The organism is Sedimentibacter sp. MB35-C1, assembly GCF_030913635.1.
Classification (GTDB): domain Bacteria; phylum Bacillota; class Clostridia; order Tissierellales; family Sedimentibacteraceae; genus Sedimentibacter.
Genome location: NZ_CP133188.1, coordinates 333,730 through 359,333, shown reverse-complemented (window position 1 = coordinate 359,333; position 25,604 = coordinate 333,730). Strand labels below are relative to the sequence as shown.

General features: G+C 34.9%; 27 protein-coding genes and 1 pseudogene. 20 read left to right on the top strand and 8 right to left on the bottom strand.

Features of this window, described 5'->3' with window-relative positions; genetic code table 11:
* Nucleotides 1–286 precede the first annotated feature (286 nt).
* Nucleotides 287–382, bottom strand: a pseudogene (locus RBQ61_RS01690) (prevent-host-death protein); the annotation flags it as partial.
* Between the two features lie 22 nt (nucleotides 383–404).
* Entirely contained in the window at nucleotides 405–1,310 is a 906-nt protein-coding gene (locus RBQ61_RS01685; RefSeq protein WP_308138810.1) for a LysR family transcriptional regulator, read from the bottom strand.
* Between the two features lie 345 nt (nucleotides 1,311–1,655).
* Here RBQ61_RS01685 and nhaC point away from each other — a divergent pair, with 345 nt between their 5' ends.
* The 3 genes from nhaC (at nucleotide 1,656) to RBQ61_RS01670 (ending at nucleotide 5,627) form a co-directional block, all read left to right on the top strand.
* Entirely contained in the window at nucleotides 1,656–3,092 is a 1,437-nt protein-coding gene (gene nhaC, locus RBQ61_RS01680) for a Na+/H+ antiporter NhaC (protein ID WP_308138809.1), read from the top strand.
* 23 nt (nucleotides 3,093–3,115) lie between these two features.
* Nucleotides 3,116–4,306: a MalY/PatB family protein gene (locus RBQ61_RS01675; RefSeq protein WP_308138808.1), complete on the top strand. Its 1,191-nt coding sequence runs from the start codon at nucleotides 3,116–3,118 to the stop codon at nucleotides 4,304–4,306.
* Nucleotides 4,307–4,526: 220 nt separating this feature from the next.
* Entirely contained in the window at nucleotides 4,527–5,627 is a 1,101-nt protein-coding gene (locus tag RBQ61_RS01670) for a S8 family serine peptidase (RefSeq protein ID WP_308138807.1), read from the top strand.
* A gap of 502 nt (nucleotides 5,628–6,129) precedes the next feature.
* On the opposite strand, the gene RBQ61_RS01665 is transcribed toward RBQ61_RS01670, so the two are convergent.
* A complete protein-coding gene (locus tag RBQ61_RS01665; protein ID WP_308138806.1) occupies nucleotides 6,130–6,840 on the bottom strand; it encodes a phosphatase PAP2 family protein in 711 nt (236 codons plus the stop codon).
* Between the two features lie 285 nt (nucleotides 6,841–7,125).
* Here RBQ61_RS01665 and RBQ61_RS01660 point away from each other — a divergent pair, with 285 nt between their 5' ends.
* From RBQ61_RS01660 to RBQ61_RS01620, 9 genes are all read left to right on the top strand, one after another.
* On the top strand, nucleotides 7,126–7,605 hold the full coding sequence (locus tag RBQ61_RS01660) for a GNAT family N-acetyltransferase (protein ID WP_308138805.1): 480 nt from the start codon (nucleotides 7,126–7,128) through the stop codon (nucleotides 7,603–7,605).
* A 194-nt stretch (nucleotides 7,606–7,799) separates the two neighbouring features.
* The gene (locus tag RBQ61_RS01655; RefSeq protein ID WP_308138804.1) at nucleotides 7,800–8,252 is read left to right on the top strand and encodes a DUF2975 domain-containing protein; all 453 of its coding nucleotides are present in this window, start codon (nucleotides 7,800–7,802) and stop codon (nucleotides 8,250–8,252) included.
* A gap of 12 nt (nucleotides 8,253–8,264) precedes the next feature.
* Nucleotides 8,265–8,477 carry a helix-turn-helix transcriptional regulator gene (locus tag RBQ61_RS01650; RefSeq protein ID WP_308138803.1) on the top strand — a complete coding sequence of 71 codons (213 nt, stop codon included), beginning with the start codon at nucleotides 8,265–8,267 and terminating at the stop codon, nucleotides 8,475–8,477.
* Nucleotides 8,478–8,481: 4 nt separating this feature from the next.
* Nucleotides 8,482–9,981, top strand: coding sequence for a DUF4153 domain-containing protein (locus RBQ61_RS01645; RefSeq protein ID WP_308138802.1), 1,500 nt, complete (start codon nucleotides 8,482–8,484; stop codon nucleotides 9,979–9,981).
* A gap of 54 nt (nucleotides 9,982–10,035) precedes the next feature.
* Nucleotides 10,036–10,257, top strand: a complete 222-nt coding sequence (locus RBQ61_RS01640) for a hypothetical protein (protein ID WP_308138801.1) — start codon at nucleotides 10,036–10,038, stop codon at nucleotides 10,255–10,257.
* A 258-nt stretch (nucleotides 10,258–10,515) separates the two neighbouring features.
* A complete protein-coding gene (locus tag RBQ61_RS01635) occupies nucleotides 10,516–11,637 on the top strand; it encodes an aminotransferase (protein ID WP_308138800.1) in 1,122 nt (373 codons plus the stop codon).
* A gap of 10 nt (nucleotides 11,638–11,647) precedes the next feature.
* Nucleotides 11,648–12,838: a pyridoxal phosphate-dependent aminotransferase gene (locus tag RBQ61_RS01630; protein ID WP_308138799.1), complete on the top strand. Its 1,191-nt coding sequence runs from the start codon at nucleotides 11,648–11,650 to the stop codon at nucleotides 12,836–12,838.
* Between the two features lie 80 nt (nucleotides 12,839–12,918).
* A complete protein-coding gene (locus RBQ61_RS01625; RefSeq protein ID WP_308140083.1) occupies nucleotides 12,919–13,440 on the top strand; it encodes an O-acetyl-ADP-ribose deacetylase in 522 nt (173 codons plus the stop codon).
* Between the two features lie 12 nt (nucleotides 13,441–13,452).
* Nucleotides 13,453–13,674 carry a YdbC family protein gene (locus RBQ61_RS01620; RefSeq protein WP_213927242.1) on the top strand — a complete coding sequence of 74 codons (222 nt, stop codon included), beginning with the start codon at nucleotides 13,453–13,455 and terminating at the stop codon, nucleotides 13,672–13,674.
* A gap of 41 nt (nucleotides 13,675–13,715) precedes the next feature.
* On the opposite strand, the gene RBQ61_RS01615 is transcribed toward RBQ61_RS01620, so the two are convergent.
* The 3 genes from RBQ61_RS01615 to hflK are packed head-to-tail and all read right to left on the bottom strand — an operon-like array spanning nucleotide 13,716 to nucleotide 16,055.
* Nucleotides 13,716–14,075: a hypothetical protein gene (locus tag RBQ61_RS01615; protein WP_308138798.1), complete on the bottom strand. Its 360-nt coding sequence runs from the start codon at nucleotides 14,073–14,075 to the stop codon at nucleotides 13,716–13,718.
* A gap of 28 nt (nucleotides 14,076–14,103) precedes the next feature.
* The gene (hflC, locus tag RBQ61_RS01610; protein WP_308138797.1) at nucleotides 14,104–14,994 is read right to left on the bottom strand and encodes a protease modulator HflC; all 891 of its coding nucleotides are present in this window, start codon (nucleotides 14,992–14,994) and stop codon (nucleotides 14,104–14,106) included.
* Nucleotides 14,994–16,055, bottom strand: coding sequence for an FtsH protease activity modulator HflK (hflK, locus tag RBQ61_RS01605; RefSeq protein WP_308138796.1), 1,062 nt, complete (start codon nucleotides 16,053–16,055; stop codon nucleotides 14,994–14,996). The genes hflC and hflK overlap by 1 nt, the downstream gene beginning before the upstream one ends.
* Before the next feature lie 378 nt (nucleotides 16,056–16,433).
* Between hflK and RBQ61_RS01600 the strand changes: the two genes are divergently transcribed.
* The 5 genes from RBQ61_RS01600 to rocF all read left to right on the top strand — a co-directional run bounded on the left by RBQ61_RS01600 (nucleotide 16,434) and on the right by rocF (nucleotide 21,386).
* Nucleotides 16,434–17,879, top strand: coding sequence for a peptidoglycan-binding protein (locus RBQ61_RS01600; protein ID WP_308138795.1), 1,446 nt, complete (start codon nucleotides 16,434–16,436; stop codon nucleotides 17,877–17,879).
* Nucleotides 17,880–17,998: 119 nt separating this feature from the next.
* Complete coding sequence (gene namA, locus RBQ61_RS01595; RefSeq protein ID WP_308138794.1) at nucleotides 17,999–19,030, top strand: NADPH dehydrogenase NamA; 1,032 nt, start codon at nucleotides 17,999–18,001, stop codon at nucleotides 19,028–19,030.
* Between the two features lie 188 nt (nucleotides 19,031–19,218).
* The gene (locus RBQ61_RS01590) at nucleotides 19,219–19,503 is read left to right on the top strand and encodes a hypothetical protein (RefSeq protein WP_308138793.1); all 285 of its coding nucleotides are present in this window, start codon (nucleotides 19,219–19,221) and stop codon (nucleotides 19,501–19,503) included.
* A 293-nt stretch (nucleotides 19,504–19,796) separates the two neighbouring features.
* Nucleotides 19,797–20,243, top strand: a complete 447-nt coding sequence (locus RBQ61_RS01585) for a hypothetical protein (RefSeq protein WP_308138792.1) — start codon at nucleotides 19,797–19,799, stop codon at nucleotides 20,241–20,243.
* Between the two features lie 207 nt (nucleotides 20,244–20,450).
* A complete protein-coding gene (gene rocF / locus RBQ61_RS01580) occupies nucleotides 20,451–21,386 on the top strand; it encodes an arginase (protein WP_308138791.1) in 936 nt (311 codons plus the stop codon).
* 128 nt (nucleotides 21,387–21,514) lie between these two features.
* Here rocF and RBQ61_RS01575 read toward each other — a convergent pair whose 3' ends face one another.
* Nucleotides 21,515–22,462 carry a 2-hydroxyacid dehydrogenase gene (locus tag RBQ61_RS01575; RefSeq protein WP_308138790.1) on the bottom strand — a complete coding sequence of 316 codons (948 nt, stop codon included), beginning with the start codon at nucleotides 22,460–22,462 and terminating at the stop codon, nucleotides 21,515–21,517.
* A 218-nt stretch (nucleotides 22,463–22,680) separates the two neighbouring features.
* On the opposite strand from RBQ61_RS01575, the gene RBQ61_RS01570 reads away from it, so the two are divergent.
* Nucleotides 22,681–23,337, top strand: a complete 657-nt coding sequence (locus RBQ61_RS01570) for an HDIG domain-containing metalloprotein (RefSeq protein ID WP_308138789.1) — start codon at nucleotides 22,681–22,683, stop codon at nucleotides 23,335–23,337.
* 34 nt (nucleotides 23,338–23,371) lie between these two features.
* Here the strand turns inward: RBQ61_RS01570 and RBQ61_RS01565 are convergent, their stop codons facing one another.
* Entirely contained in the window at nucleotides 23,372–24,031 is a 660-nt protein-coding gene (locus RBQ61_RS01565; RefSeq protein ID WP_308138788.1) for a YitT family protein, read from the bottom strand.
* Between the two features lie 161 nt (nucleotides 24,032–24,192).
* Between RBQ61_RS01565 and RBQ61_RS01560 the strand changes: the two genes are divergently transcribed.
* Together RBQ61_RS01560 and yyaC are read left to right on the top strand one after the other, a co-directional pair.
* A complete protein-coding gene (locus tag RBQ61_RS01560; protein WP_308138787.1) occupies nucleotides 24,193–24,981 on the top strand; it encodes a DUF975 family protein in 789 nt (262 codons plus the stop codon).
* Between the two features lie 56 nt (nucleotides 24,982–25,037).
* Nucleotides 25,038–25,601 (top strand): spore protease YyaC, encoded by a 564-nt coding sequence (gene yyaC / locus RBQ61_RS01555; protein ID WP_308138786.1) that lies wholly within the window; start codon nucleotides 25,038–25,040, stop codon nucleotides 25,599–25,601.
* The last annotated feature ends 3 nt before the right edge of the window (nucleotides 25,602–25,604 follow it).

Sequence of the window (25,604 nt, the reverse complement as noted above, 5' to 3'; positions counted from 1 at the left end):
TATATATGAAATAAGAAAAATACTGCAAAACAAACATTAATTATATACTCTAGATATTTTTAGACAATTATAATAAGTAAGCCTTTATAGAATAACGGCTAAATTTAGCCGAAAAAATGGGATTGATAATACCTATGAGGAATTGAAGCTTGCAATCATTGATTATTGAATCAAGTTTAGCTTCGATTTATGATCAAGGACGAAAATTAATAACACTAATAAATGCCCATCTGACACAGCTGTTGTATCAAATGGGCATTTATTTTAATAGACGCTATGTTATTGAGTCTTTTATGATAAAGATAGGTTCATTTTTTGTATGGCAAAGTTCAGAAATTTCAGTTGTATTTCTTAAATCTTTTATTGGACTAAGTTGATGAATTTTAAAAATGATTGCTGTAGAGTTATAAATCCGATATGTTCAATAGCGACTGTATGTTATCTTGTTTCAAAATTTCTTGATGTAAAATAGTAAGTAAGTTTTTTATATACTCATTCTCTTTTTGTGGATTAAAAATGGCGTATATGGTTCTTTCAGGCGGGGGAGAACTTAGTTTCTTAGTTGTTAAGTCATTATTCTTAAGAAGAAAGGTTGCAACGGAAACAGGTGCAATAGTCCATACATTTTTTTGTAACATAAACGTTTTGTACACTTCTATGTTTTCCAAATCTGCTTTGAATTTGGGGAAAGAACCAAACCAGTAATTAAACCAAGTGTCTGATTCGATATTCCATTGAATATGAACACAATTTTCTATGATTAAGTTTTCAGGAGATACAATATCCGGATAATCGGAATCCTTGCCACATATAAAAACCATATTTTCCTTGAAGATTGGAAGGATGGTCAGAAATTTTGAAAATTGACATTCGGCTATGAATGCAATGGCGTTAGGAGAATTTTCAACAAATTTATAGGATTCTGCAGAATGTTGATTGCGTAAGACTAGGGTAATCTGCTTGTTTTCGTCTAGAAAATTGTAGTATACATTAGGCATTATACAGGTGTTTATACTTTCCATAGCAGAAACAACAAATTTAATACGTTTATTTTTATTTGAAATATCATTAATTTTAGAGTATAATTCTAACCATTTTTCTGCAATAGATATGAAAGATTCACCTTTTTTGGTTAACTCGATCTTTTTTCTTCCTTTTTTTCGAATAATTAGTTCAAAGCCGAGTTCTTTTTCCAATGATTGAAGGCGCCTAGTCAGCGCAGGCTGAGTTATAAATAGCATTTCAGCAGCTTTAGTTAGATTATTACATTTAATTATTGCAAAAAATGCTTCAATTTCAAAACGAGTCATAATACTAACCTTGTATAATGAAAATACGTGGTTTTCATTACCCTTTCTTTAATGATTTAAAGTATATATATAAAGTAAACATTCGTATTTTAAAATATTTTACTAGCGTTTCAAAGACGTGTGCTAACCCGCCTGTTTTATCCTTGATAGATTCTGAAAAATAATGATACATGGATTTGAGAAAAATTTCTTGATTTTTATTTAATTTTATTAAAATATAAAGCTATATTTATAATTATATACGTTAATTATGCATTTTACAATAGTAAGATAGTAATCTATACTTTAAAAGTAATCGATTGCAGAAAAGTTTTTCTAGTTTATCTAAATTGAAGGAGTGTTAAGATGAAAAAAAGTGTTAAAGCTAAAAGAAAGCCCAAAATGTGGGAGGCGCTTTTACCACTGATAGCAATGCTTGTTATTGTTATTATAGGAAAGGGTGTCTATAATCTGCGAATAGAAATATTGATGCTTTTAGCAGCAGGAATAACTTCTATTATTGCAGTTCGTGTTGGAGTAACTTGGGATGAAATGTTGGAGGAAATAGCTAGCAAAATTCACAAGAGCATGGGTGCATTGCTACTTTTGATTATTGTAGGTACCATTATAGGTAGTTGGATGGCTAGCGGTACTATACCAATGCTTATTTACTACGGTGTACAGATTATAAGTCCACGTTGGCTACTAGTTACAGCTTTTCTGTTATGTGCCATCGTATCCGTTGCAACCGGTTCATCATGGAGTTCTGTAAGTACGGTAGGAGTTGCTATAATAGGTATAGCAACTGGCTTTGGAAGCAATCTTGCAGCGGTTGCAGGTGCAGTTGTAGCAGGTTCATACTTCGGTGATAAGATGTCTCCTTTATCAGATACAACAAATCTATCTCCATTGGTATCAGGAGGAGACCTATATGAACATATTAAGCATATGTTTTGGACAACAATACCTTCTAGTTTAATAGGACTTGTTATATATGCAGTTTTAGGACTTACAAGCCCTTCAGCAGGTAGTGCTACTTCTGAAACAGTAGTTAATATGATTAATAATTTAGATTCTATGTATAACTGGAATATCATTATTTTATTACCTATGATTATAGTTCTTGCTGGTTCTATAATGAAAATGCCGTCTATACCTGTTATGCTTTTATCTTCACTAGTAGCAAGCATTGAAGCAATTGTTATACAAGGAATATCTATAAGTAACGTATTTATTGCAAACGTTAGTGGTTTTAATACAGGTATGATAACAATGGAAACTTTCAACCCTGATTTGTTGATACCAGAAGTAATAAAGTTATTAAACAGAGGTGGTATGATGAGCATTATGGGTACAATTTTGCTTATTCTATGTGCATTTGGCTTCTCTGGTATTTTAAGTAGTGCAGGATGTCTAGAAGTGATCCTTAATAAACTAACATCTTCAGTAAAAACAGAGGGTGGTTTGATATTGTCCACTGTTATATCTACATTTACTTTGGCTCTTACAACAGGTTCTGTTCATCTTACAATTCTTATTCCTGGTGAACTTTTCAAAGATATTTATGCACAACGAGGCCTAGCACCTGAAAACTTGTCGAGAACACTGGAAGATGCGGGTACAGTTACCGTTCCTCTTATTCCTTGGTCTAGCTCTGGCGCATACATGACTGCTTGTTTGGGTGTAGCTACAATGGCATATTTGCCATGGGCATTTATGTGTTATTTGTGTATAGTATTTGCAATAATTTACGGATATACAGGAATAGGTATTAAACGCAACAAGACAGAAAAAATTTCATAATTAATAATAAGTGGGGTATATACATGAATAAATATAATTTTGAAACAGTAAAATCAAGATATAAAAAAGGTTCGGCAAAATGGGACGAGATGGAGAGAGTAAATCCTAATGTATCTAAAAACGTAATTCCATTCTCAGTTGCAGACATGGAAATAATGACAGCACCTGAAATTGTAAATGCATTAAAAGAGTTCTTGGATAATGAAATACTTGGTTATGCTAGTGCTAGTGATTCATATAAAGAAGCTGTTTGTGGCTGGTTAAGACGAAGACATAATTGGACTATTGAAGATGATTGGATTTGCAACACTCATGGTGTAGTTGATGCATTTTACACAGCCATTAAATCGTATACGAGTGAAGGTGAAGGCGTAATGCTAATGACACCGGTATACTACCCTATGTATCGTGCGATAGATGCAAATAAACGAGTTCTCGTTGAAAATAAGTTGAAACCAGTTGGAAATACATACGAGATAGATTTTGAAGATTTTGAAGCAAAAGCAAAAGATGAAAATACAAAGCTATTGATATTATGTAGCCCTCATAATCCATGCGGCAGAGTATGGACAAAGGATGAATTAATAAAGATAGGTGAAATATGTTTAGCAAACAATGTAATTGTTGTGTCGGATGAAATTCATTTTGACTTTGTGTCCCCTGGATACTGTCATACAGTTTTTGCTACACTCTCAAAAGACTTTGAACAGAATTGTTTAGTGTTAACAGCACCAAGCAAAACTTTTAATATAGCAGGTCTGCAGACATCAAATATCATTATCCCAAATGCAATGCTTAGAGAAAAATTCATTGCAGAGTTAAAGACAACATCTGTAAATCCAAAGTGTAATATTTTAGGATATGAGGCTTGTAAAGCTGCATACAATGAATGTGATGAGTGGCTTGAACAGTTGAAGGCACTAATTGAGAAAAACAGACAGACTATTGTCGATTTCTTTGCAAAAGAATTCCCTCAAATTAAAGTATATGATTTACAAGGTACATATTTGTTGTGGATGGATTTTGGTGCTTTAGGAATAGAATGTCATGAGCTTGAAAAAATTCTTCATATGGAGGCTGAAGTATTTTTCGATGAAGGCTACATATTTGGTGAGTGTGGAGAAGAATTTGAACGATGGAATTTGGCATGTCCTAATAAGTATATTGTAGAGGCTTTAGTGCGTATAAAAAAGGCATTAAATAAACATATATAGCAATAATTTTGAGATAGGATATTCTCTTTTTAAATTTAATATTTAGCTAACTAAGAAGCTTGGAAACATGCTTCTTTTTTAGTGCTAAAACTCATTCTTTAAATCAAATTAGCCAGATTACGGAAACAAATGCAAATGCGGCAGTTATTAGACAAGCATAAATAACAAGCATAAACTGCAGTATGGAGTAAATAAGTTTTTTCCAAAAGGAGAAATGATTATGAAGTTATTAGACGAATACATTGTTAAAAAGAAATTTGACGATGCAAACTTTGGAATAGATGATTTAAAATTTTTAGAATACAGTGGGCGTCAATCATTTTACTCACAGGGATACTACGGTCAGGGAACAATTTGTGCTGTAATTGATACAGGAGTATCAAAGCATGAAGAATTTGAAGAAAGGTTACTTGAGGGTAGAAACTTAAATAAAAGTTATAATGATGCATATAATTGGAAGGATGACGGAGGTCATGGTACGCATGTAGCATCAAGCATTGCAGGAAAAAATGTGGGAATTGCTCCACAGACCAAAATATTGCCGGTTAAGGCACTCGATGAAAATGGTTGTACAAATCGAATATTGGATGTAGTAGATGGTGTTAAATGGGCCAGAGAGTGGCGAAGTACAAAAGGTGAGAAAGTTGATGTTATATCAATGTCGCTAAGCGGGACTAAGAGTATTTTTGGAAGCTATCTAAGTCGCTTTGAAAGTGAAATAAACAAATGCGTTGAAGAGGGAATTCTCGTAGTTTGTTCAATGGGAAATACAGGAGAAGAAGAGAAAAGGTATCCTGCATATTTCGATGAAGTAGTAGCTGTAGGTGCTGTTGATGTAAATCAAAAACAAGCTAAATTTACAACTACCGGAAACCATGTTGATGTATGTCAAATAGGGGTAGACATAATCGGTGCAAATAATGGCGGAGGATATGTATCACTATCAGGAACAAGTATGGCAACTCCGTTAGTGTCCGGAATAGCTTGCTTGCTAGCCAGCAGGCATAAAATCAAGTTTGGAGAAAGAATATCAGAGCAAAAATTATATGAGCAAATTAAAATGAATACAAAAGACTTAGGAATTGAAGGCGCCGATAAAATATACGGCGTAGGATTTGCATCAGTACAGCCGCTGTCTATGGATATTGAGCTTACAATCGGATCGGATAAGATGACTGTTAATGAAAAAGAAATTGTTTTGGACTCACCTCCTATTTTATATAACGACAGGTTTTATGTTCCGCTTAGGTGGTTAATAACATTTTTGGGTGGATATATAAAATTTGATAAAAAGACCAGCAAAGCTGTGTTTAGAATGTAATGAGCGCACTTTATGTACAACGTAAATAGATATGCAATATATATTTATTGGCGTTAATAACAATTATGGCTAGAAGTATCGGGGAGCTTTTGTACTTATTCACTGAATTTCAGCACCTATGTTGTCAAGGTTATAAGTAAGGAGGCTCTCCCTGACAAGAAAGGATATAGCCATTATACTTATCATTTTTGCTTTCTAACTTATGTTTAAATGTTTTTTTGGTACAATCTTTTTACGACAATATTTAACATAATATTAAAAAATGGATATTTTGCAGTACATTAATAGTGAAACATAAAATAACCTATATCATTTATAGGTTATCCTAATCGTTAAAATATAGACTCCAATTCCTTTCTTATTTCTTCTCCTGCAGCATTTATACCATTATCAATATTTATATAGCATACTCCATTTAGGTCAGATTGAATATCGAGAGTACCTTTATACAAATGTAAATAATTTGTCATGGGTAAATTTGCATATGTGCATTTTCGGTGGTTCACTGCGCTCGCCCATATGCTTTCATGCTCGTAATATATGCTTTAAATTTCTCTCCGTAAACTGCCTTGTATGCTAAAAAGCAAACAGGCAATGCCGCAAAAACATCTATGACAGAATGTTGTTTAAGAAATACTGTGGATATGCTGATTAAAAGGGTGGCTGTGAGAAAAAGGGCGCGCCAGGCTGCGGTGCTGAAATGTCTGCTGTTCCACGCTGCAAGCATGACGGCAACGGAACCGATTACGTGGAGGGACGGACACACATTTGTGTTAGTATCCAATTCATAAAAGATCCCTATTAAATATGTGAATATATTAGTCCTTTCAAAAGATACCGGTCTGAGTTCCTGTGCTGTAGGGTATAAGAAATAAATAAGTATTGTTATGGAATATGTGATTATTGTATAGTACATAAAATTTTTAAACGCATCTATATCAAACAGAAGTGAATATATCATAATTCCCAAAATAAATATAAACCAAAACAGATATGGAATCAAAAAATATTCGCAGAATGGAATTATATCATCCAGTGCACAGTGTACGATGTGAAAATCAGATGTAATGCTTCCTCTCTCAACCAAGAAAAATAATATTCCAAAAATCGGCCAAAACAATAAAAGAATTAAATGCCTGTAGCTTTCTGATGTTAAATTGCTCCACCTTAGAGGTCTGTAATAGTTTAATCTTGAGTATATACTATTAATCATTATAATTATCTGTTCTCCTTAATGATGAAATAATGTGAGAGCGTATCAGTAGTGTAAAAATAAAGAAAGCTCACAGTAAAATTAATTGCCATAATAATAATATAAATCATAAATTTAATATGTCAACAAAGATTTAACTTCAAATTGACAAAAATTTATTTTGTATGGAGCGGATGGACGGTATGTGATATAATTATTATGACAACCATGTTGAAACAGCTTTGTGTAAGGGGATTTTGTACCATTCGGAACAATTCAAATATATTTATTAAATTGGAGGATGAAATGGCCGGCGTTGTAGAAATAAAATATGTTACGGGTACTAAGTTGGTTGAGGATGTCGGCAGATTATTTCTTGAATATGCCGGAACACTCGGTATAGATCTTTGTTTCCAGAATTTCAACGAAGAATTGGAGAATTTGCCAGGCAAATACAGCTATCCGGATGGAGCTCTGCTTATTGCACTGGTTGATGGAAAAGATGCCGGATGTGCCGCCCTACGCAAAATATCCAACGAAGTGTGCGAAATGAAGAGACTCTATGTTTCTGATAAATACAGAGGGTTCGGTATAGGCAAAATGTTGCTGTCTGAAATAATTGACAGAGCGGTCAAGCTGAGATATGAATTTATTAGGCTGGATACTCTGCCGGATATGAAATCTGCTCAGAAAATGTATGAAAGATTTGGTTTTTATGATATAGACCCATATGTGTATAATCCTGTAAAAGGAGCAAGATATATGGAGTTAAAGCTTGTAAAATAAACAGAAGGTTATTATTTATTAGAATATTTAGCTGTCTGCCATTATGCGGTTAATGGATGAAATATCATCTTGATGCTGTACAATGGCTTTTTATTAATATTCAACAATTATTTATCGTAAAACAATAAATAATTGTTGACATAGATAAAATATTTGTTATAATTATGATTATAAAAAGACAATCGGAGGAACTTATGTATCAAAAAAGTGTTGTTCATTATATTACTAAGGTTTGTGTGGATATTTTATTTTATATAGGAATTGCCTGCTGTATTTTGATTCCTTTTTCGTCATCGATATTGCTTAAGTATTTTAATGCGTCAGACAGTGCAGCTTTGTTTATTAAGGTTGTATTGGAGGCATCAGGGATTTGTTCTGTATATATTATGTGGCAGCTGAAAGTAATATTTAAAACATTGATGGACGGAAACCCGTTTATTCATGCTAATGTTGGTGCGTTGAGAAAAATAGCAATGTCCTGTCTCGTAATTGCGCTGATATATGTTTTAAAGCTTATTGTCATGCCTACTGTTTCAACTGTAGTAATTATTGCAATTTTTGTTATAGCATGTCTTTTGTGCCTTACACTGAAAGATTTGTTTAAACAGTCAATTTACTACAAGGATGAAAATGATTTAACGGTATAGGAGGTTGTGACCATGTCGATAATTATACAGCTTGATGTTATGATGGCCAAAAGAAAAATAGGGCTTATGGAACTGGCCGAAAAAATAAATATTACTCCTGCAAATCTTTCAATATTAAAGAATAACAAGGCAAAAGCCATAAGACTTTCAACTCTTGAAGAAATATGCAAGGCGTTAGAATGCCAGCCCGGCGATATTATTGAATATGTGGAGGACGAGAAATAAGATTATGGAAGGCAAAATAAAATTAAGATTATCATTGTACGGAATCATGTCCGCTGTTTCATATGTTTATTTAGTTATGACACCAGATCCGGGAATAAGTATTTTCTTATTCTTTGTATTGCAGCTTGCTGCTTTGGCCTTTATTTTAAAGGACAGAAGGGAAACTTTGAATTTCAAAGGCCTTATGCTGATGATACCAATACTTGTCATATCTCTTAACAGATTTATAAGTGCAAATCATATGCTTAAAGATACAAATTATTTGGCAATTATATTTTTATACAGTGCAATGATTTTGCTGTTGTCAGATCGCTTGAAATTAAGAATGCTTAATATTAGCGAGTTTATTAAAGTAATTGCTAATATTTTTAAGCCATTTACAAATTTCAAGGTTCCAATTAAATGGGCAGAGGAAAGAGCAAAAAATAAGGAAAAGAATATACTCGTCAAGAGAATACTGATTGGAATAGGTATATCAATTCCCAGTGTAATGTTTCTGACAATTATGCTTTCTTCTGCGGATATGATATTTTACAGAGGGTTTATCTCTATTAATAATTGGTTTGCAGAGCTTATTGATTTCTTCTTTATCTATAAAATGGCTATAGGGGTATTTGTGGGGCTATATTTGTTTGGACACTTGTTCTCTGTTTTTGACTGCGGAGATGCCAATGGATTCAAGAATATCAATAAGCTTGCTTCTAAAAAGATCAACGGAGATATAATTGTAATAAATATTTTTTTGGTATCTATACTTGCAATATACACGCTGTTTATGGCAATTCAGTTTAAATATCTGTTTTCTTCCGGAGAGATTCCGTATGGGCTTAATTATTCGGAATATGCAAGACGTGGATTCTTTGAACTTGTTTTTTTAAGTGTTTTGAACATAATTATTATATTGCTGATTACAAATCTTCTTAAAGATAAGATATATTTTGAAAAGAGCAAGTCTGCTGTTGTTTCAAAAATGTTTCTCATTTATCTGTGTTTGATAACTGGTGTATTGCTGGTGTCTTCTTTTTACAGGATGTCACTGTATGACAGCGCTTACGGGTTTACGAGATTAAGAATACTGGTGTATATTTTTCTGATATTTGAGGCTATAGGACTGTTGGCAACCATTGTATATATTATCAAGTATAATTTTAACATATTTGTTGTTTACGCATTAGTGATCCTGATGTTTTATATGACTCTAAACATTGTCAGAATCGATGAAATAGTTGCAGAGAGGAATATTGATATGTATTTTGCCGGGCAGACGGATCACCTGGACATTGAATATCTAATGAGCTTGTCGGCTGATGCGGTTCCTCAGATTATGAGGCTGTTAGATAATGATGTTGAAATTATAACCAGAAATAGGGCAAGAATATACATTGAGGATGTGAAAAAAATGTACAGTGATTCTGATTACAGCTGGAGAAGCATAAACTTGCCTGAGGAAAGCATAAAAAGACTGATATCGGAAAATAAGGATAAAATAGAATTTAATTATTAGAATTTCTCAAGAATTAATTAACTGTAAGGGTAATAAATAGATCGGAGGAAATTTATGTTCAATTTAGATAATGTGCTATTTATGGCTTTTATATATTTATCTCCGATATTATTTGCTTTATCAATTATACCATTTGTGATGAGTGTTATTCTTAGAATAAAGAGTGGAAGATATAAAAAAATACTGAAAGCAGGATTTATATTTCTAATAATATCTTTTTTTATTTTTATTATTCCTGCAGTTGTTATTGGAGTCGTCGGTGTTGTGCCTGAATAAAAGGAGATATATATAGGTTTTAAAATAAATTTGTTGTTTACAAAACTAAGTTTTGGTTTTAAACAAAAATAAAGCAAAGCCATAAGGAATGGGAATTTCTTTTGGCTTTTTCTAGTTTAAATATTATATTTCATAACATATAAAATGGATCAAAAAAGAAAACAGTAAGCTTTATTATAGTCTAACATACAAATATTTATAGATAAACAGCTAAAATTGTAATATAATTAGTAAAACTAAATGAGCAGGAGGGTAGATATGAAAATAAAGACATTTAAGGTCGAGCAGTGGATGAATGAATTTGAAAATGATGCAGTTTATAATTTAGGCGAAACATGTATTGATTCTTTGACGTTGGGTGAGCTTATTGAGCTGTCAGGGCGTGATCCGAGTGAATATCTTGCATCTCTTAAAGATACAAGAATGACATACAGCCATATTTACGGCTCGCCTGATTTTTTAAACGGGGTAGCCGGTCTGTACAAAAGTATTAAACCACAGCAGGTTATACCGACTCACGGGGCAATAGGCGCAAACAACATGGTCATTGTTTCCATGCTTGAACCCAGCGACAATATGGTGTCGGTAATGCCCACATACCAGCAGCATTATTCTATTCCGGAATCCATAGGAGCAGAAGTACGAATACTGCAATTGACTCCGGAAAACAAGTTCTTGCCGGACATAGAGCTTTTAAAAAGTCTGGTTGATAGTAATACGAAAATGATAACAATTAATAATCCTGACAATCCTACAGGATCTTGGATTCCTGAAAAGGAAATGAAGCAAATTGCAGAAATCGCCGAAAGTGTTGGTGCGTATATATTATCTGATGAAGTGTACAGAGGGATTTCTGAGGATGGAAGCTATATGACGTCAATTACGGATTTATATGAAAAAGGAATATCGGTGGGAAGTATGTCGAAAATTTTCTCCCTGGCAGGACTGCGCATGGGCTGGATAGCATCCAGAAGTAAGGAAGTAATAGATGCATGTTTGGAGAGAAGAGATTACGATACTATAAGCTGCGGAGTTCTTGATGACTTATTTGCTTCCATGGCTCTTACGAACAAGGAAAAAATATTTGAGAGAAATAGAAATATATTGTTCAAGAACAGAGAAATACTTGATCAATGGGTGCAGGATACACCGGAAGTTTACTATATAAAGCCTGTAGCCGGAACTACAGCTCTTGTATACTATAATAAGGAACTTCCGTCATATGAATTGTGTGTAAAATTGCTCAGGGAAAAAGGAGTTTTGTTTACTCCAGGTTCATGCTTTGAAATGGAAGGGTGTGTAAGGATAGGGTACGCTTTTGATTCGAAGACATTAAAAGATGGATTAGATAAATTTGCTGAATTTTTAAGAGAAATATAGCGGTGAAAAAATGAAGCGCAAATTTATTGCTAAGAGATATTGGAGTGAACAGTCAACTGCAATGGGACAGTCAGATGAATTATCTAAAACATTTGATGATTGCATTAATTTAAGTCTTGGTGACCCGGATCTGATTACTCATGATATAATTATTGACAATGCCTTTAAGGATGCAAAATCTGGACACACAAAGTACACTGACTTTAGAGGTGACGCTGAACTTCGCAGAGAAATATGCAAATTCTACATGGACGAATACAGCATGAAGGTGAAGGATGAGGAAGTGTTTGTATCAACGTCGGCGTGTCATGGCATGTACTTGGTTCTTGAAGCGGTAATTGATGACGGGGATGAGGTAATATTGCAGGCACCGTTTTTTACGCCGTATCCTCAGCAGGTAAAGCTAGCAAGAGGAATACCTGTTGAACTTCCCACATATGAAGAAGAGGATTTTCAGATAAATGAAAAGAGGCTGGAAAATCTGATTACTGCAAAAACTAAGGCGTTGATAATAAATACCCCGTCTAATCCTACAGGAAGCTGTCTGACAGATGCATCTATGAAAGCAATAGCAAGAATAGCTGAAAAGTACGATTTAATTGTTATAGCGGATGATATATATACTGCATTCAGCTATGATAGCCCGTTTATCCCTTTTGCATCACTGAACGGCATGAGGGAAAGAACCATAATCCTGAATTCATTTTCAAAGAATTTTACGATGACGGGATGGAGAGTTGGAAGTATAATTGCTCCGGACTATATAATAAATGTTATAAGCCAGATTAATGAAAACGTGGTTTTTACGGCGCCGTCTGTTTCGCAGAGAGCTGCGATTCATGCTCTCAGGAACAGAAATATAATTCAGCCTGAAATGATAGAGGAATACCGAAGCAGAACGTTGTATGCAGCTGAAAGGATTAACAAGATTAATAATATGCACGTTATTTATCCGCCGAAAGGAACTTTCTACTTATTTGTAAACATTAAGCAAACAGGACTTACATCGGAGGAAGCTGCCAAAGTAATTCTACAGCAGGCTCATGTTCTTGTTCTGCCGGGAAATGCCTTTGGAGAATGCGGCGAAGGGTATCTAAGAATTGCATGTACGGTAAACAAAGACATATTGAAAGAAGCATTTGACAGAATAGAAAATATTGGTGTTTTCAATAAACAGAGTACAGATATTGCATCAAAATAAATAGTGAAATAATTACAATATTGGGTTAAAATTATTGTGGATAAGAAACTCAGGAAAAAGTACAATTAATTGGAGGTGAGATTGTGGAACTGGAAATTTTGTCAGGAGATATTACAATGGTAGAGGCAGATGCTATTGTTAATGCAGCAAATAATTCATTGCTTGGAGGAGGCGGAGTTGACGGAGCCATACATCGCGCAGCGGGATCGGAGCTTCTGCACGAATGCCGGGCTCTTGGAGGCTGTGAAACCGGAATGGCAAAAATAACTAAAGGATACAGGCTGCCGGCAAAATATGTTATACATACTGTTGGACCTATATGGCATGGAGGAAGCGATAATGAGGAAAGTCTTCTGGCGTCCTGTTACAAGAACATCCTGCTTCTCGCCGAAAAATATAATTGCCGTTACGTTGCATTCCCTTCAATCAGTACGGGAGCATATGCATTTCCCTTAGAAATAGCATCAAAGATTGCTGTAAAAGCCATAATAGAATTTCAAAGCATTGAAAATTCAGTAGAAAAGGCATCAATTGTGTGCTTTGATAAAAAAACGAAAGAATATTATGATAAAGCATTAAAAGAATACTTAAAAATTGACTAGAAGGAGAAAATCATGGCAGGAATAAAATATGAAATAACAGAAGAATTAGCTATTCTTTCAGAATCATCAAGAGGATGGACTAAGGAGCTTAATATGGTAAGCTGGAATGACAGAGAACCTAAATTTGACATAAGGGAATGGTCGCCTGAACATGAAAGAATGGGCAAAGGAGTTACGCTGAGCAAGGAAGAAGCTAAGCTTCTCAGAGATATTTTGAATAAGATGGATATATAACTAGCTGGGACCGGTCTTTGACCGGTCCCAGTTTTGCTGTACTATTTTTTTCGTTTGAATGATTTACCTGTATATAGACCAAAGTCTGAAACAGTGATTATAAGAATTATATACGGAATGTAAAATACTTTGAACCCATCTCGGCTCATTGAGAATATAAGAACAAGAACACCTGGCAGGCTGAGCCATGGAAGGAATATAAAAGTTTTAACCGGTTTCCATATTCCTATGATTATTCCAAGCACACCATATATAATCAATACAACCAGTACCGTCACCAATCGTTCATAACCTGAGCCGTCGGAAAAAACAGATTTAAATACTCCGAATATTGCTATAAGTAAACCTGCCAGTGCTGTTACAAGATGAGGGAATGCCTTTTTTTTATATTCAAAATTCATTAAATCACCTCGGTTAGCTTAGTATATTTTAATTTCCGTTCAATACTTTCACTATGAAACTGTCTGCAGGAAGTATAACTGTTTTATCACCCCGCATAGTGGTTTTAAGAGCTTCAAGGCTTCTTATAAACTCATAATATTGTACCCTGTCTTCTGTTGAATATGCAGCGGCAATTATCTTCATATATTCGCTTTCGCCCTGGCCTTTCAATTCTTCGGCTGTCGCCTTTGCTTTTGATAGCAGTATTCCAACTTCTTTGTCGGTTTCATTTACAACCTTACTTGCTTCAAGGTTACCTTCGGCTCTGTAGCTTTCAGCCATTTGAGTTCTTTCCGAAATCATTCGGTTATAAACGGCTGTTTCGTTATCGTTTGGCAGATCCAGGCGTTTTATTTCAACTGCTATTGTGGAAACACCGTAGTTTTTGAGCTGACTGTTTACAGTATCAGTTATTTTTATATTTATGTCATCAATTGAGCTGTTATCGGAATTTATAATTTCAGTTTGGTTCATTGTACCTAAAGTATTTTTAACTGCATTGTAAACAACCGCATCTATTCGGTTTTCCATTTCAGAAATTCTGCTTACAGTTCTCATAAATGTTTGGGGATTATCAATTTGCCATACTGCGAAATTGTCGACTACCAGCGTTTTTTTATCTCCTGTCAGCACTTCTGACGGAGGTATGTCATACTTCATTCTGTACTGAGGAATTTTTTCGACTTTATCAAACACGGGAACTTTAAAGTGCAGTCCTGCAGTGTCTTGAATTTTGACGAATTTGGAGAAACGGGTTATATACGCGTATTCATTTTCTCGTACTATGTATGCCGTGCTGGCAAAAGCTGCAACAAGCAATAGAATTATCAAAACTCTTAAAAATGATCCTAGATTACTTTTTTTCTTAGTTTCCTGCATTATTGTTCACCTCCGGTAGTTTCCTCAGATTCGGAAAAGCTCTTAAGTGGCAGAAGTTTCTGCACTCCGCCTTCTGATGAGTCTATGTATACTGTTATGTCAGGCAAAATTTCCTCGATGGATTCCAAGTACATTCTTGTTCTGGTTATGCCCTTGTTCTTGGCATATTCCTCGTACATTGCATTAAACCTTGCAACCTCGCCGCTTGCTTGGTTAATTTTAGATTCTTTGTAAGATTCCGCGTCTCTTATTAATTTGTCTGCTTTGCTTTCAGCATCGGGCAATGTTTTATTTTTGTAAGCCAGAGCTTCATTAATTCGTGTTTCCTTTTCCTGCTTTGCGGTTTCAACCTCTTTAAACGCTTTGATAACATCGGCAGTAGGAGGTTCACTGTCCTGGATTTTCACATCAAGTATTTGGACTCCCAGGTCATAGCTTTCAAGTTTATTTATTATTTTTTCTTTTATTTCTGCCTGGATAATTGATTTTTCGGTTGTCAATACTCCGTCTACATTTTTAGAACCTATTATGCTTCTTGCAGAGGATTGAGATATCATTTTCAAGATGTGGGAAGGTTCATCAGAATTATAAAGAAATTTAACAGGATCTGAAATTTTCCATTCTATGAAAAAGTCAATATTAACAATATTAAAATCACCTGTTATCATTTTAGATTCTTCCGTAACAGTAGAACCATCAATTTTAGATTCGCTTCCGCTTGCATATCCTATTTGCAGTTTTTGTGTTTTGTTTACTGCTACCTTTGTAACATTCTGAACGGGATATGGAAGCTTAAAATGCAATCCGGCTGTCTCAACACTTGTAACTTTACCAAGAGTTGTTACAACAGCTTGTTCAGATTCTTCAACTGTATACTGGCAGGACATAACGGCGTAGACTACTAATATCAGAAGAGGAAGTATAAGCAGTGTCTTAGTGTTTTTTTTCTTTTTAGGAGGTTTTTCATTAAAGCCCTGATCTCCAAACTCAAACTGATTATTCGTTTTTTTTGAATTATCGATTAAGTTTATTAATTTTTCAATAAAATTATTCATTTTCATTTTTGCTCCTTTATAAAATTTGAGGAGTAGGTATACCCCTCAGATTGATGGCAAAGCCATCAAGATTGAAGGTTGTTTCTTTGAAATATAATACCAAATGCACAATCTTCTAATCAGTTTGCTTGGTATATATGCGAATACTAGATTGTGTAAACTAACAAGGTTTTGTTCTGTCCGCCACATTTATTATATCATAATGAATTAATGCAAACAAGACAGTTGTTGAATGCTAATTATTTGCCGAATGTAAATTCTTACTCCTTAAGGTAAAACTTTATGCTTAATTATAATCAAAGTCAAAATTTTAGCATATATTAAGTATTAGAATACAATGTGTTTTATTTTATATGTATTGATGTGACAGGAATGGGAGAAAATATGTTTAAAAATAATTTGAAAAATAATGCAATAAAGTATTTGAATCAAGCAGCACAAGACTTAGATAATTTATACAACATTACGATTCCAAACACTATAACTGTTCATTTGGGTAACCCTAATGAGGAAGCTGAGGATGTAACCGTTCCTTTTCTGTATTACATTAAAAATGTTGCATCCAGCGAGTTATATCCAACATGGCCGGAATCTGCTTTAAAAGCTAACGTGCACGCAATTACATCGTTTGCTCTAAACAGGATTTATACGGAATGGTACAGATCCAGGGGATATGATTTTGATATTACAAGCTCTCCCCAATACGATCAGGAGTTTATCCTAAACAGAGGATTGTTTGACACAATAAATGCTGTAGCTGATGAGGTTTTCACTCACTATATTGCCAGGGATGGCCAAATGCAGCCACTATATGCCAAGTTTTGCGATGGGAAAATATTACAGTGTGAAGGCTTGCAGCAATGGGGAACAGTTGACTTGTCAGCTGCAGGTTATTCGCCTATAGAAATATTAAGATACTATTATGGAGAAGATATAAATCTTGAAACTGGTACACCCATAGGAAATACCGAAAATTCTTTTCCCGGTGAAGTATTCCAGCTTGGAGATTCGAATATCTATGTTTTAAGAATGCAACTTTATTTGGACAGAATAAGGGTTAATTATCCTGGAATTCCTCAAATTAAGCCTATTACAGGGAGTTTTAACCAATCCACAGAGGATGCCGTAAGGGCTTTTCAAAGTATATTTAATCTTCCTGTTACCGGAGATATAGATAAAGCTACGTGGTATATGATAATGCAAAGATATACTTCGATTACAAGGCTTGCTGAGCTTACGACACAGGAAAATTTAATAAGCCAGATGGATGGAATAACAGAGGAGGCATATCTTGAGGGAGACATAAGGGCGGAAATAGAATTAATACAATATGCTTTAAATGTTTTATCGGCCTATTATCCATCCATACGCAGTGTTCCTATAACAGGGTTTTTTGATGAACGAACGAGAAACTCGGTTATGGATTTCCAAAGATCAATGGGCTTTGAACCGACAGGTGTTGTTAGCAGAGAAACTTTTGACACCTTGATGTCCAGCCTGTTTGGTATACTTGACTCATTACCTGAGGAAGCTGTATATCTTCCAAGATTTAGATGGCCCGGTGTTGAATTCAAACCAGGTGATGAAAGTCCTCTGATTTATATTATTCAGGAAATGCTGTATTATATTTCGCTGATCATTCCTGCAATTCCTCCATTTGAGCCAAGCGGAGTATATGATGAAAATACACGTCGTGCTGTGCAGGATTTCCAAGGGACACAAGGTATGGAACCCACAGGAATTTTAGACGCAGATACATGGAACACCATCGTGGAGGTATACAGAAGTCAAAGATACGGAGCATTGTCCGGGGGGCAGCCGATTATATAAGTGCGGAATACTTTTTTTACGGTATATCAGCCACGTTATATTTTTGCTGCCCGGATACCGTAATATAAGTGGTTTAGGTTGCTCTTTATTTGGTATAATATATATAAACGGAGGATAAAATGTCGAGATTATTTTCAAATTACATAATTAAAAATTTAGAATTAAAGAATCGGATTGTCATGGCGCCGATGTGTATGTATTCTTCAGAAAATGACGGTAAGGTAACTGAATGGCACGTTTTACACTACGCAACGAGAGCTGTGGGAGGAGCAGGGCTAATTATTCAGGAAGCAACAGCAGTTGAACCCGAGGGAAGAATTTCCTCATCTGATTTGGGAATTTGGGAGGATTCTCAAGTCGAAGGGCTAAAAAAGATTGTGGATGCATGTAAAAAATATGGCGCTAAAATCGGAATTCAGCTTAATCATGCAGGGAGAAAGTGCGAAGCTGAAAATGAAAGAATAATTGCTCCGAGTTCAATAGCATACAGTGACAGATACAGAATTCCAGCTGAAATGACGACGGAAGAAATACATGAAGTAATTAAATCATTCGGATATGCAGCAGAAAGGTGTGTTAGAGCAGGCTACGATGTAATAGAAATACACGGTGCCCACGGGTATTTAATAAACCAGTTCTTATCACCGTTAACAAATAAAAGAACTGACGAATATGGGGGAAGTAAAGAGAGAAGGGCAAGATTTCTTAAAGAGGTTATAAGAGAAGTAAGAAAAGTGTGGACTGAAGAAAAGGCGCTTTTACTGAGAGTTTCTGCTGAGGAATATGATGAAGAAGGCAATCGCCCGGAAGACCTTGCGGAGATGATAAATATGGTGAAAGACGAAGGAATCAATTTGATAGATGTAAGCTCCGGAGGGGTTGTGAACATCGTGCCCGAGAGATTTCAAGGCTACCAGATCAGGCTTGCGGAAAAAATAAAAGAAAAAACAGAACTTCCTGTAATAACTGGAGGTTTGATAATTGAGCCACAAATGGCCGAAGAAATATTGCGTAACAGAAGAGCTGATCTTGTATTTATAGGCCGCGCATTTTTAAAAAACCCGTATTGGCCTCTATATGCAGACGAAAAGTTAAGCAATATAGCAACATGGCCAAAACAATACGAAGCTGCCAGAACCGGAAAAATATAGAGGCTATGATTAGTAATCAGTAAAGATTACCTGGAAATAAGATCCCAACATATGTTTGGGATTTTATTGATTTATAAGAATATTTATTTGAATAACCGGCAATATTTTAGTAGATTTATAAATGTTTCTGTTATATAATGTTAAAGTATTTTGTTGATTATATAATCAACATCTATATTGGAGGGAATATGAGTATTTTTGAAACATTAATGCTTCTTTGTTTCGGATCAGCATGGCCATTTTCTATTTACAGATCCTACAAATCAAAATCAATAGAAGGAAAGAGTCCGGTATTTTTGGTAATCCTTCTAATGGGATATACTTTTGGAATTTTGCATAAACTTTTCTATTCTTACGATAGTGTTGTTTATTTATACGTCATTAACTTTATTATGATAACAATAGACTTTACGCTGTACTTGAGAAATTCTAGACTTAAGAAGCATGAAGAAGATTCGACTGTACATTGGTAATATGCCGATAAAAAAATATCGAGCACAATTATAAAAAAAATTCAATAGGGCACTCTAATAAGGGTGCTTTTTTTATTCATAATTTTGTTTGGACAGAATAATATAGTGGTATATATAGCATACCTCAGACTGCTGAAAAAGCCCGCTGCTGCATTAATGTTCAGTCAGGTACTATGCATGTTCGTGTGTGTTTTGGCTGCATTTATTCCGCATTGCAGGACGAAATTTTCAGATATCCTGTCATGAGTAAGACATATCTTTAACTTATAATGGCTGAAAGGAAGAAAAGACAAATGAAAAAATCAATTAAAATTCTGGTGAAATTGTCATGCTATCTTATGTTCTTTGCTGCCATATTCGGTGCTTCGGCTTACGGCGGATATTTATATATAACACCATCAAGCTATATAAGCTTAAACAGCAATCCTTCCGTTAAATATACGGTAAATAGGTTTAACAGAGTAATTGAAGCAGAGATCGGCAGCAGTTCTGAACTTAAACTGCGTAATTTAATGCATAGAGATATTACAGATGCAATAGCACTAACCATAGACGAATTTTATGATAACGGAGAAGTGAGTGAAATTCAGGACATTGATTTTGTTGTATCTGTCGTAAATTTAAAGGCTTCAGAAGATAAGGCCAATTCCTTGGCTGAGAAATTAAATAATGAAATTAGACTAAGATATGGGAAGTCTTTAGACGAAAAAACAAAAGGAATGTCTGTGTTAAAAGAATAAAGTTTAAAATTATACCATCATTGATAGAAGGTTCCGGCTGAAATAAAGCCGGGATTTTTTTGTATATAGAAACTTCTTTATATAATATATTTTATGCAATACTATGAAAAAACTAAGTGCAGGTGAAAATATCTTGTGTTGATGTTGACATAAATATACAAATAATTTATAATTATAAATGTAATTCAAATAAAGGGAGGGTGTTGCATGAAATTTAATTTAATTAGCGTACCGATAAACTACGGCTGTGATAGAGAGGGAGCCCAGTTTGGTCCGGAAACATTCAAAAAAAATGGAATTGTAGAATTAATTAAAGAGGAAGGCCATGATGTATGCGATAAGGGAGACATTGAAATACCTTTTGCCTCACCTGAAGAAAAATATTCAGGAAGCAGTAAATTAAAATACCTTAATCCGATTGCAGAATACAATAATAATCTTGCGGAGGCTGTGTACAGCTCAATAAGCGAAGGAGCAATTCCTTTTATAGTAGGCGGAGACCATTCGCTTGGAATGGGAAGCATTGCCGGAACAAGTAAGTACTTTAAAGAAATAGCAGTAATATGGGTTGATGCACATGGTGACATAAATACAGAAGACACATCGCCTTCAGGCAACATTCACGGAATGCCTCTTGCAGCGTCAATGAATTTTGGAAATCCTGCACTGACAAATATTTATTACAATGGACAGAAAGTTAAGCCGGAGAATGTTTATATTTTAGGGGCGAGAGATATAGACCCAGGTGAATATGAACTGGCAAAAAAATCTAAACTAAATTTGTATACAATGGATGATGTGCGCAAAAACGGGTTAGATAATACTCTTAAGGAAATTACAAACAAAATAAAGAATTCCGGTGTGGATGCAGTACATCTCAGCTTTGATATAGATGCGCTGGATAAATCATTGGTGCCCGGAACCGGAACAGCTGTTTCAGAAGGATTCAGCCTGGAGGAAGGCGAAAATATTTTTGCACAATTAATAGGCGGTGTACACATAGCTTCAATGGATTTTGTGGAATTGAACCCTCTAATTGATGATGAAGATAAAAAGACCGTAAAAAATTGTTTCAAGCTGCTTAAAAATATATTTAGGTTATTTAAGAACCAAGAAGAAAAATCTGTTGAATATGCTATTTAGTCTATATGAAATATGTCAGTAATCCCTCTAAAATTAATAAAATATAACCTATTGATTCTGATATATTCATATTTCATATAAAAAAGTTCCGAAATTTTTTTCGGAACTTTTTGCATTCAATGCCAAAATTATTTGTTCATTACATTTTGAGGCTTGCCGTTTAAGTATGCTTTTATATTTTCAAATACTATGACAGCTCTTTTTACAAGAGCTTCTTTTGTTGCAAAGGCAATATGAGGTGTGGCTACGAGATTTTTTGCCTGTAAAAGAGGATGACTCTCAGAAATTGGAGGTTCGGTTTCAAAAACATCTATACCTGCACCTGCAATTTTTTCGGTATTCAAAGCTTCTGCAAGGGCATCACTGTCAACAACAGGCCCTCTGGCAGTATTTATCAATATGGTGCTTTTCTTCATTAATGAGATTTTTTCTCTGTTTATTAAATGTTTTGTAGAATCGTTCAGAGGAACATGGAGTGAAATAATGTCGCAGGTTGACAGCAATGTGTCCAAATCAACATAGTGTACTCCGTCAACATTTTTTACTGTTCTTGAGTAAGCATATACCTGGCAGCCAAATGCCTTTGCTATTGCACATACTCTGCTTCCTATAGCGCCTGTTCCCACAACTCCGAATTTTTTGCCTTCAAGCTCAAAGCCTACCAGACCATCCTTTGTTCCTGATCTTCTTACGGCTTCGTTGCATTGAATTATATTTCTGTATATAGAAATTATCAGCCCGAATACCAAATCACTTACTGCGGCATTTGAATAACCGGCACAGTTGCAAACCGTAATATTTTTTTCTTTGCAGGTATCTATAGCAATATGATCCACACCTGTAAATGCTACTGCAAGCATTTTTAGATTGTTGCATCCGTTTATTACTTCACTGTTTAGAGGAAGGTTGGAAACGGCAATTATATCGGCATCTCTGCCTCTTTTAATCAGTTCATCGGTATCTGTTACTCTTGTGTCATAATAAACAATTTCAACCTTGTTGCCAAGTGTATCTTCTGCCATTTTGATAAGAACGTCTCTTTCTACACCCAATGGTTCAATTATTACTAATTTCAAATTTATCGTCCTTTCTGTTTTTATTATTTGCAAAACTCTACCTTATATAATAGAATTATTTTAATTGCACGTCAATCCCCGGTGTCATATAAAAAACATTTAACTTAATTTTTATTGAATCGGTGAAAACTTTCTGGTCTCACTGCCAATTTTAGAACCGTATATTTTAAAAGTGGGGTGGAAAGATAAAATATTATTAAAATTATCAGAGGTATTATATGCAACTTAAGCAAAGAAAAATTAATTATGATATTTATAATGTGGAAATCAAGGAACTGATGATGTTTGAAATAAACAACCATTTGCTGTTGGACAGCAAGCCGTCAGAATATTTTAACAGTATTTTTGATGCTCCTGCATTTGAAAACTATCCGTTTAACATGCTTTGGGATTTAAAAACTACAGAGCAGTCTCCTGTCCATCACCCGGAGGGTAATGTGTGGAACCACACAATGCTTGTAGTCGATTATGCCGCAAAAGAAAAACATAGAAGCAGTGACAGCAGAGTATTTATGTGGGCAGCTCTTTTGCATGACATTGGAAAGACGCCTACAACAAAAAACAGAAACGGAAAAATAACTTCGTATGATCACGAAAAAATAGGTGCTGCCATGGCAAGAGAATTCTTAAAAGAATTTACCACAGATGATAAATTTATTGACAAGGTGTGCTCGCTTATCAGATGGCATATGCAGATACTTCATGTTGTGAAGGATATGCCATTTGCTGATATAGAAAATATGAAGAAAGATACGGATGTGAATGAAGTTGCACTGTTGGGCTTATGCGACAGAATAGGAAGAAAAAAGCCTGATATTGAAAAAGAAAAACAGAATATATTATTATTTTTAAAGAAGTGCAAAGAGTATAAATAATAAAATGCTCCGGAAATTAAATCGGAGCATTATGCTATTCTGACTGCGAGGCCTGGAGGATTTTTTTCATATTGCCAAATGTTTTAAAAATACTTTCGTGGATTACGGATTTTATGTCGAACTTCAATAATTTAAATGTATATTGAAGTATAAACCCAATTCCGAACACCGCAATAACGGTTCCAAGTCCCACTTTTGCACCTAAAAGAAAACCTATGAGAAGTACTGTGCCTTCAATAGTTCCGCGTATTGCACCGATAGGTGCATTTGGAAGCAGCTTGCCTATTGCAACCATAAGAGTATCACGTGGACCGCAGCCCAAACCGGGGCTTATGTAGAAATATGTAGCGAAGCTTATTACTACTTGGCTCAGCAATAGCATAAGCGTTCCGAGAATAAAGTTGGTCATAAAAGGGATAAGCTTTACAGACTGCATTATATCTACCATTAAACCTATCAGAAGCGTGTTTAAAATTGTGCCTATGCCTATTTTTTCGCCCATAAATCCTGCAACAATTATTAATATAACAACTCCTGTCAATATGCTTACGTTGCCGTATGATATTCCTGTAACGTTTGAAATACCCATAGTGAATGCATCCCAAGGAGCGAGACCTACATTAGCCTGAATGCACATTGTAAGTCCCATCGAATAAAGAAACAATCCAAACAAAAGCCTGGCGACCTTTTTCAAGTAATTTTCCACCATAACACCTTACTTTCAAATATAATGGATTTATTATATTGGTTTTATTTGTCTGTGTCAATTATATAAATAATTTGTAAAAATAAACATATTATGGCATACAATGTAAGTGTGTGGTATAATGTTTAAAATACTATTGGAGGTATAATATGTGGACGAGAGCAGAGCTTAAGTCATCGGCAAGAGAATCGCTTAAAGGAAACTACTGGAAGGCGTTTTGGATAAGCATGGTTCTTGTGCTGGCTACAGGCGGAGACGGCGGAGGCGGAGGAAGTTCGGGGCCGGTGAGTGACCGAGTAGGAGAATATGTTTCAGGTTACCCGGATGCATTAATTATTGTTGGCGCGTTAGCTATATTAGCTATAGCGTACAGGCTCCTTCTGGGATACTCGCTGGAAGTGGGTTCTAGAAAATATTTTGTGCAGCTTGCCCAGGCAAAAAATACGGACGGTTGTTACAGCTATGCCTTTGATGGCTCAAATTACAAGGGAATTATAGCTACCATGCTGCTTAGAGGTATATATTCTTTTTTGTGGACTCTGTTGCTTTTAATTCCGGGAATTATAAAAGCATATTCATACAGAATGGTTCCTTACATTTTGGCGGACAATCCAAACATAGGAGCTGATAAAGCAATAACTCTGAGCAGAAAAATGATGGATGGAAATAAATTTGACAGCTTTGTATTGGACTTGTCATTTTTAGGGTGGTATTTGCTTGGAATACTTGCTTTTTTAATAGGTGTGTTTTTTGTAAACCCATATGCTTATACAACAGAAGCACATCTTTACCTAGTTCTAAGAAAGAATGCTCTTGAGTCTGAATTCTGTGATTATGAGGATTTGAATTTGAAGAGAGATACGAATTATTTCAATGACACCATTGACTATTATAATTACAATGATCATGATAATGATTTCGGAAATGATGACAATTAAATAAGGAATGAAACACCCCCTCTTTGTATATACTATTAAAAATGGGGGTGTTTCCTTTGAATCCAATAGAAGTTCATTACAAGAACAGTTTCGCCGCAATTAAGATAGGTCATTACCTGGGGGAACAGATTAACAATAATTCAGCAATAGTATGTATTGGTACAGATAAATGCATTGTTGACAGTTTAGGGCCGCTGACAGGAACATTGCTGTCAAAAAAAAATATATCAGCGGACATATACGGAACTCTTGACAAACCTGTTCATGCAGTGAATATAAATGATTATGTAAAAACAATAAAGAAGAAAAGATATGATAAAATCATTGCAATAGACGCATGCTTAAGCAATAAAAAAAATCAAGGAGTTATTGAGGTTAGAGAAGGGTCTATCACTCCGGGAAAGGGAATAGGAAAAATACTGCCTGAAATAGGTGATGTTTCAATTATAGGAGTTGTTGATTCCAGCGACAGGGATTTCCATGACCTTGTACAGGATACGAGGCTCTCACTTATTTATGAAATGGCAGAAATAATTTGTGAAGGAATAATAGCAGGTTTTAATATAAGGACGATGACAGAAGAAGGCTTCAGACAACAGGCTTCTATTAGCAGTATATAGTGT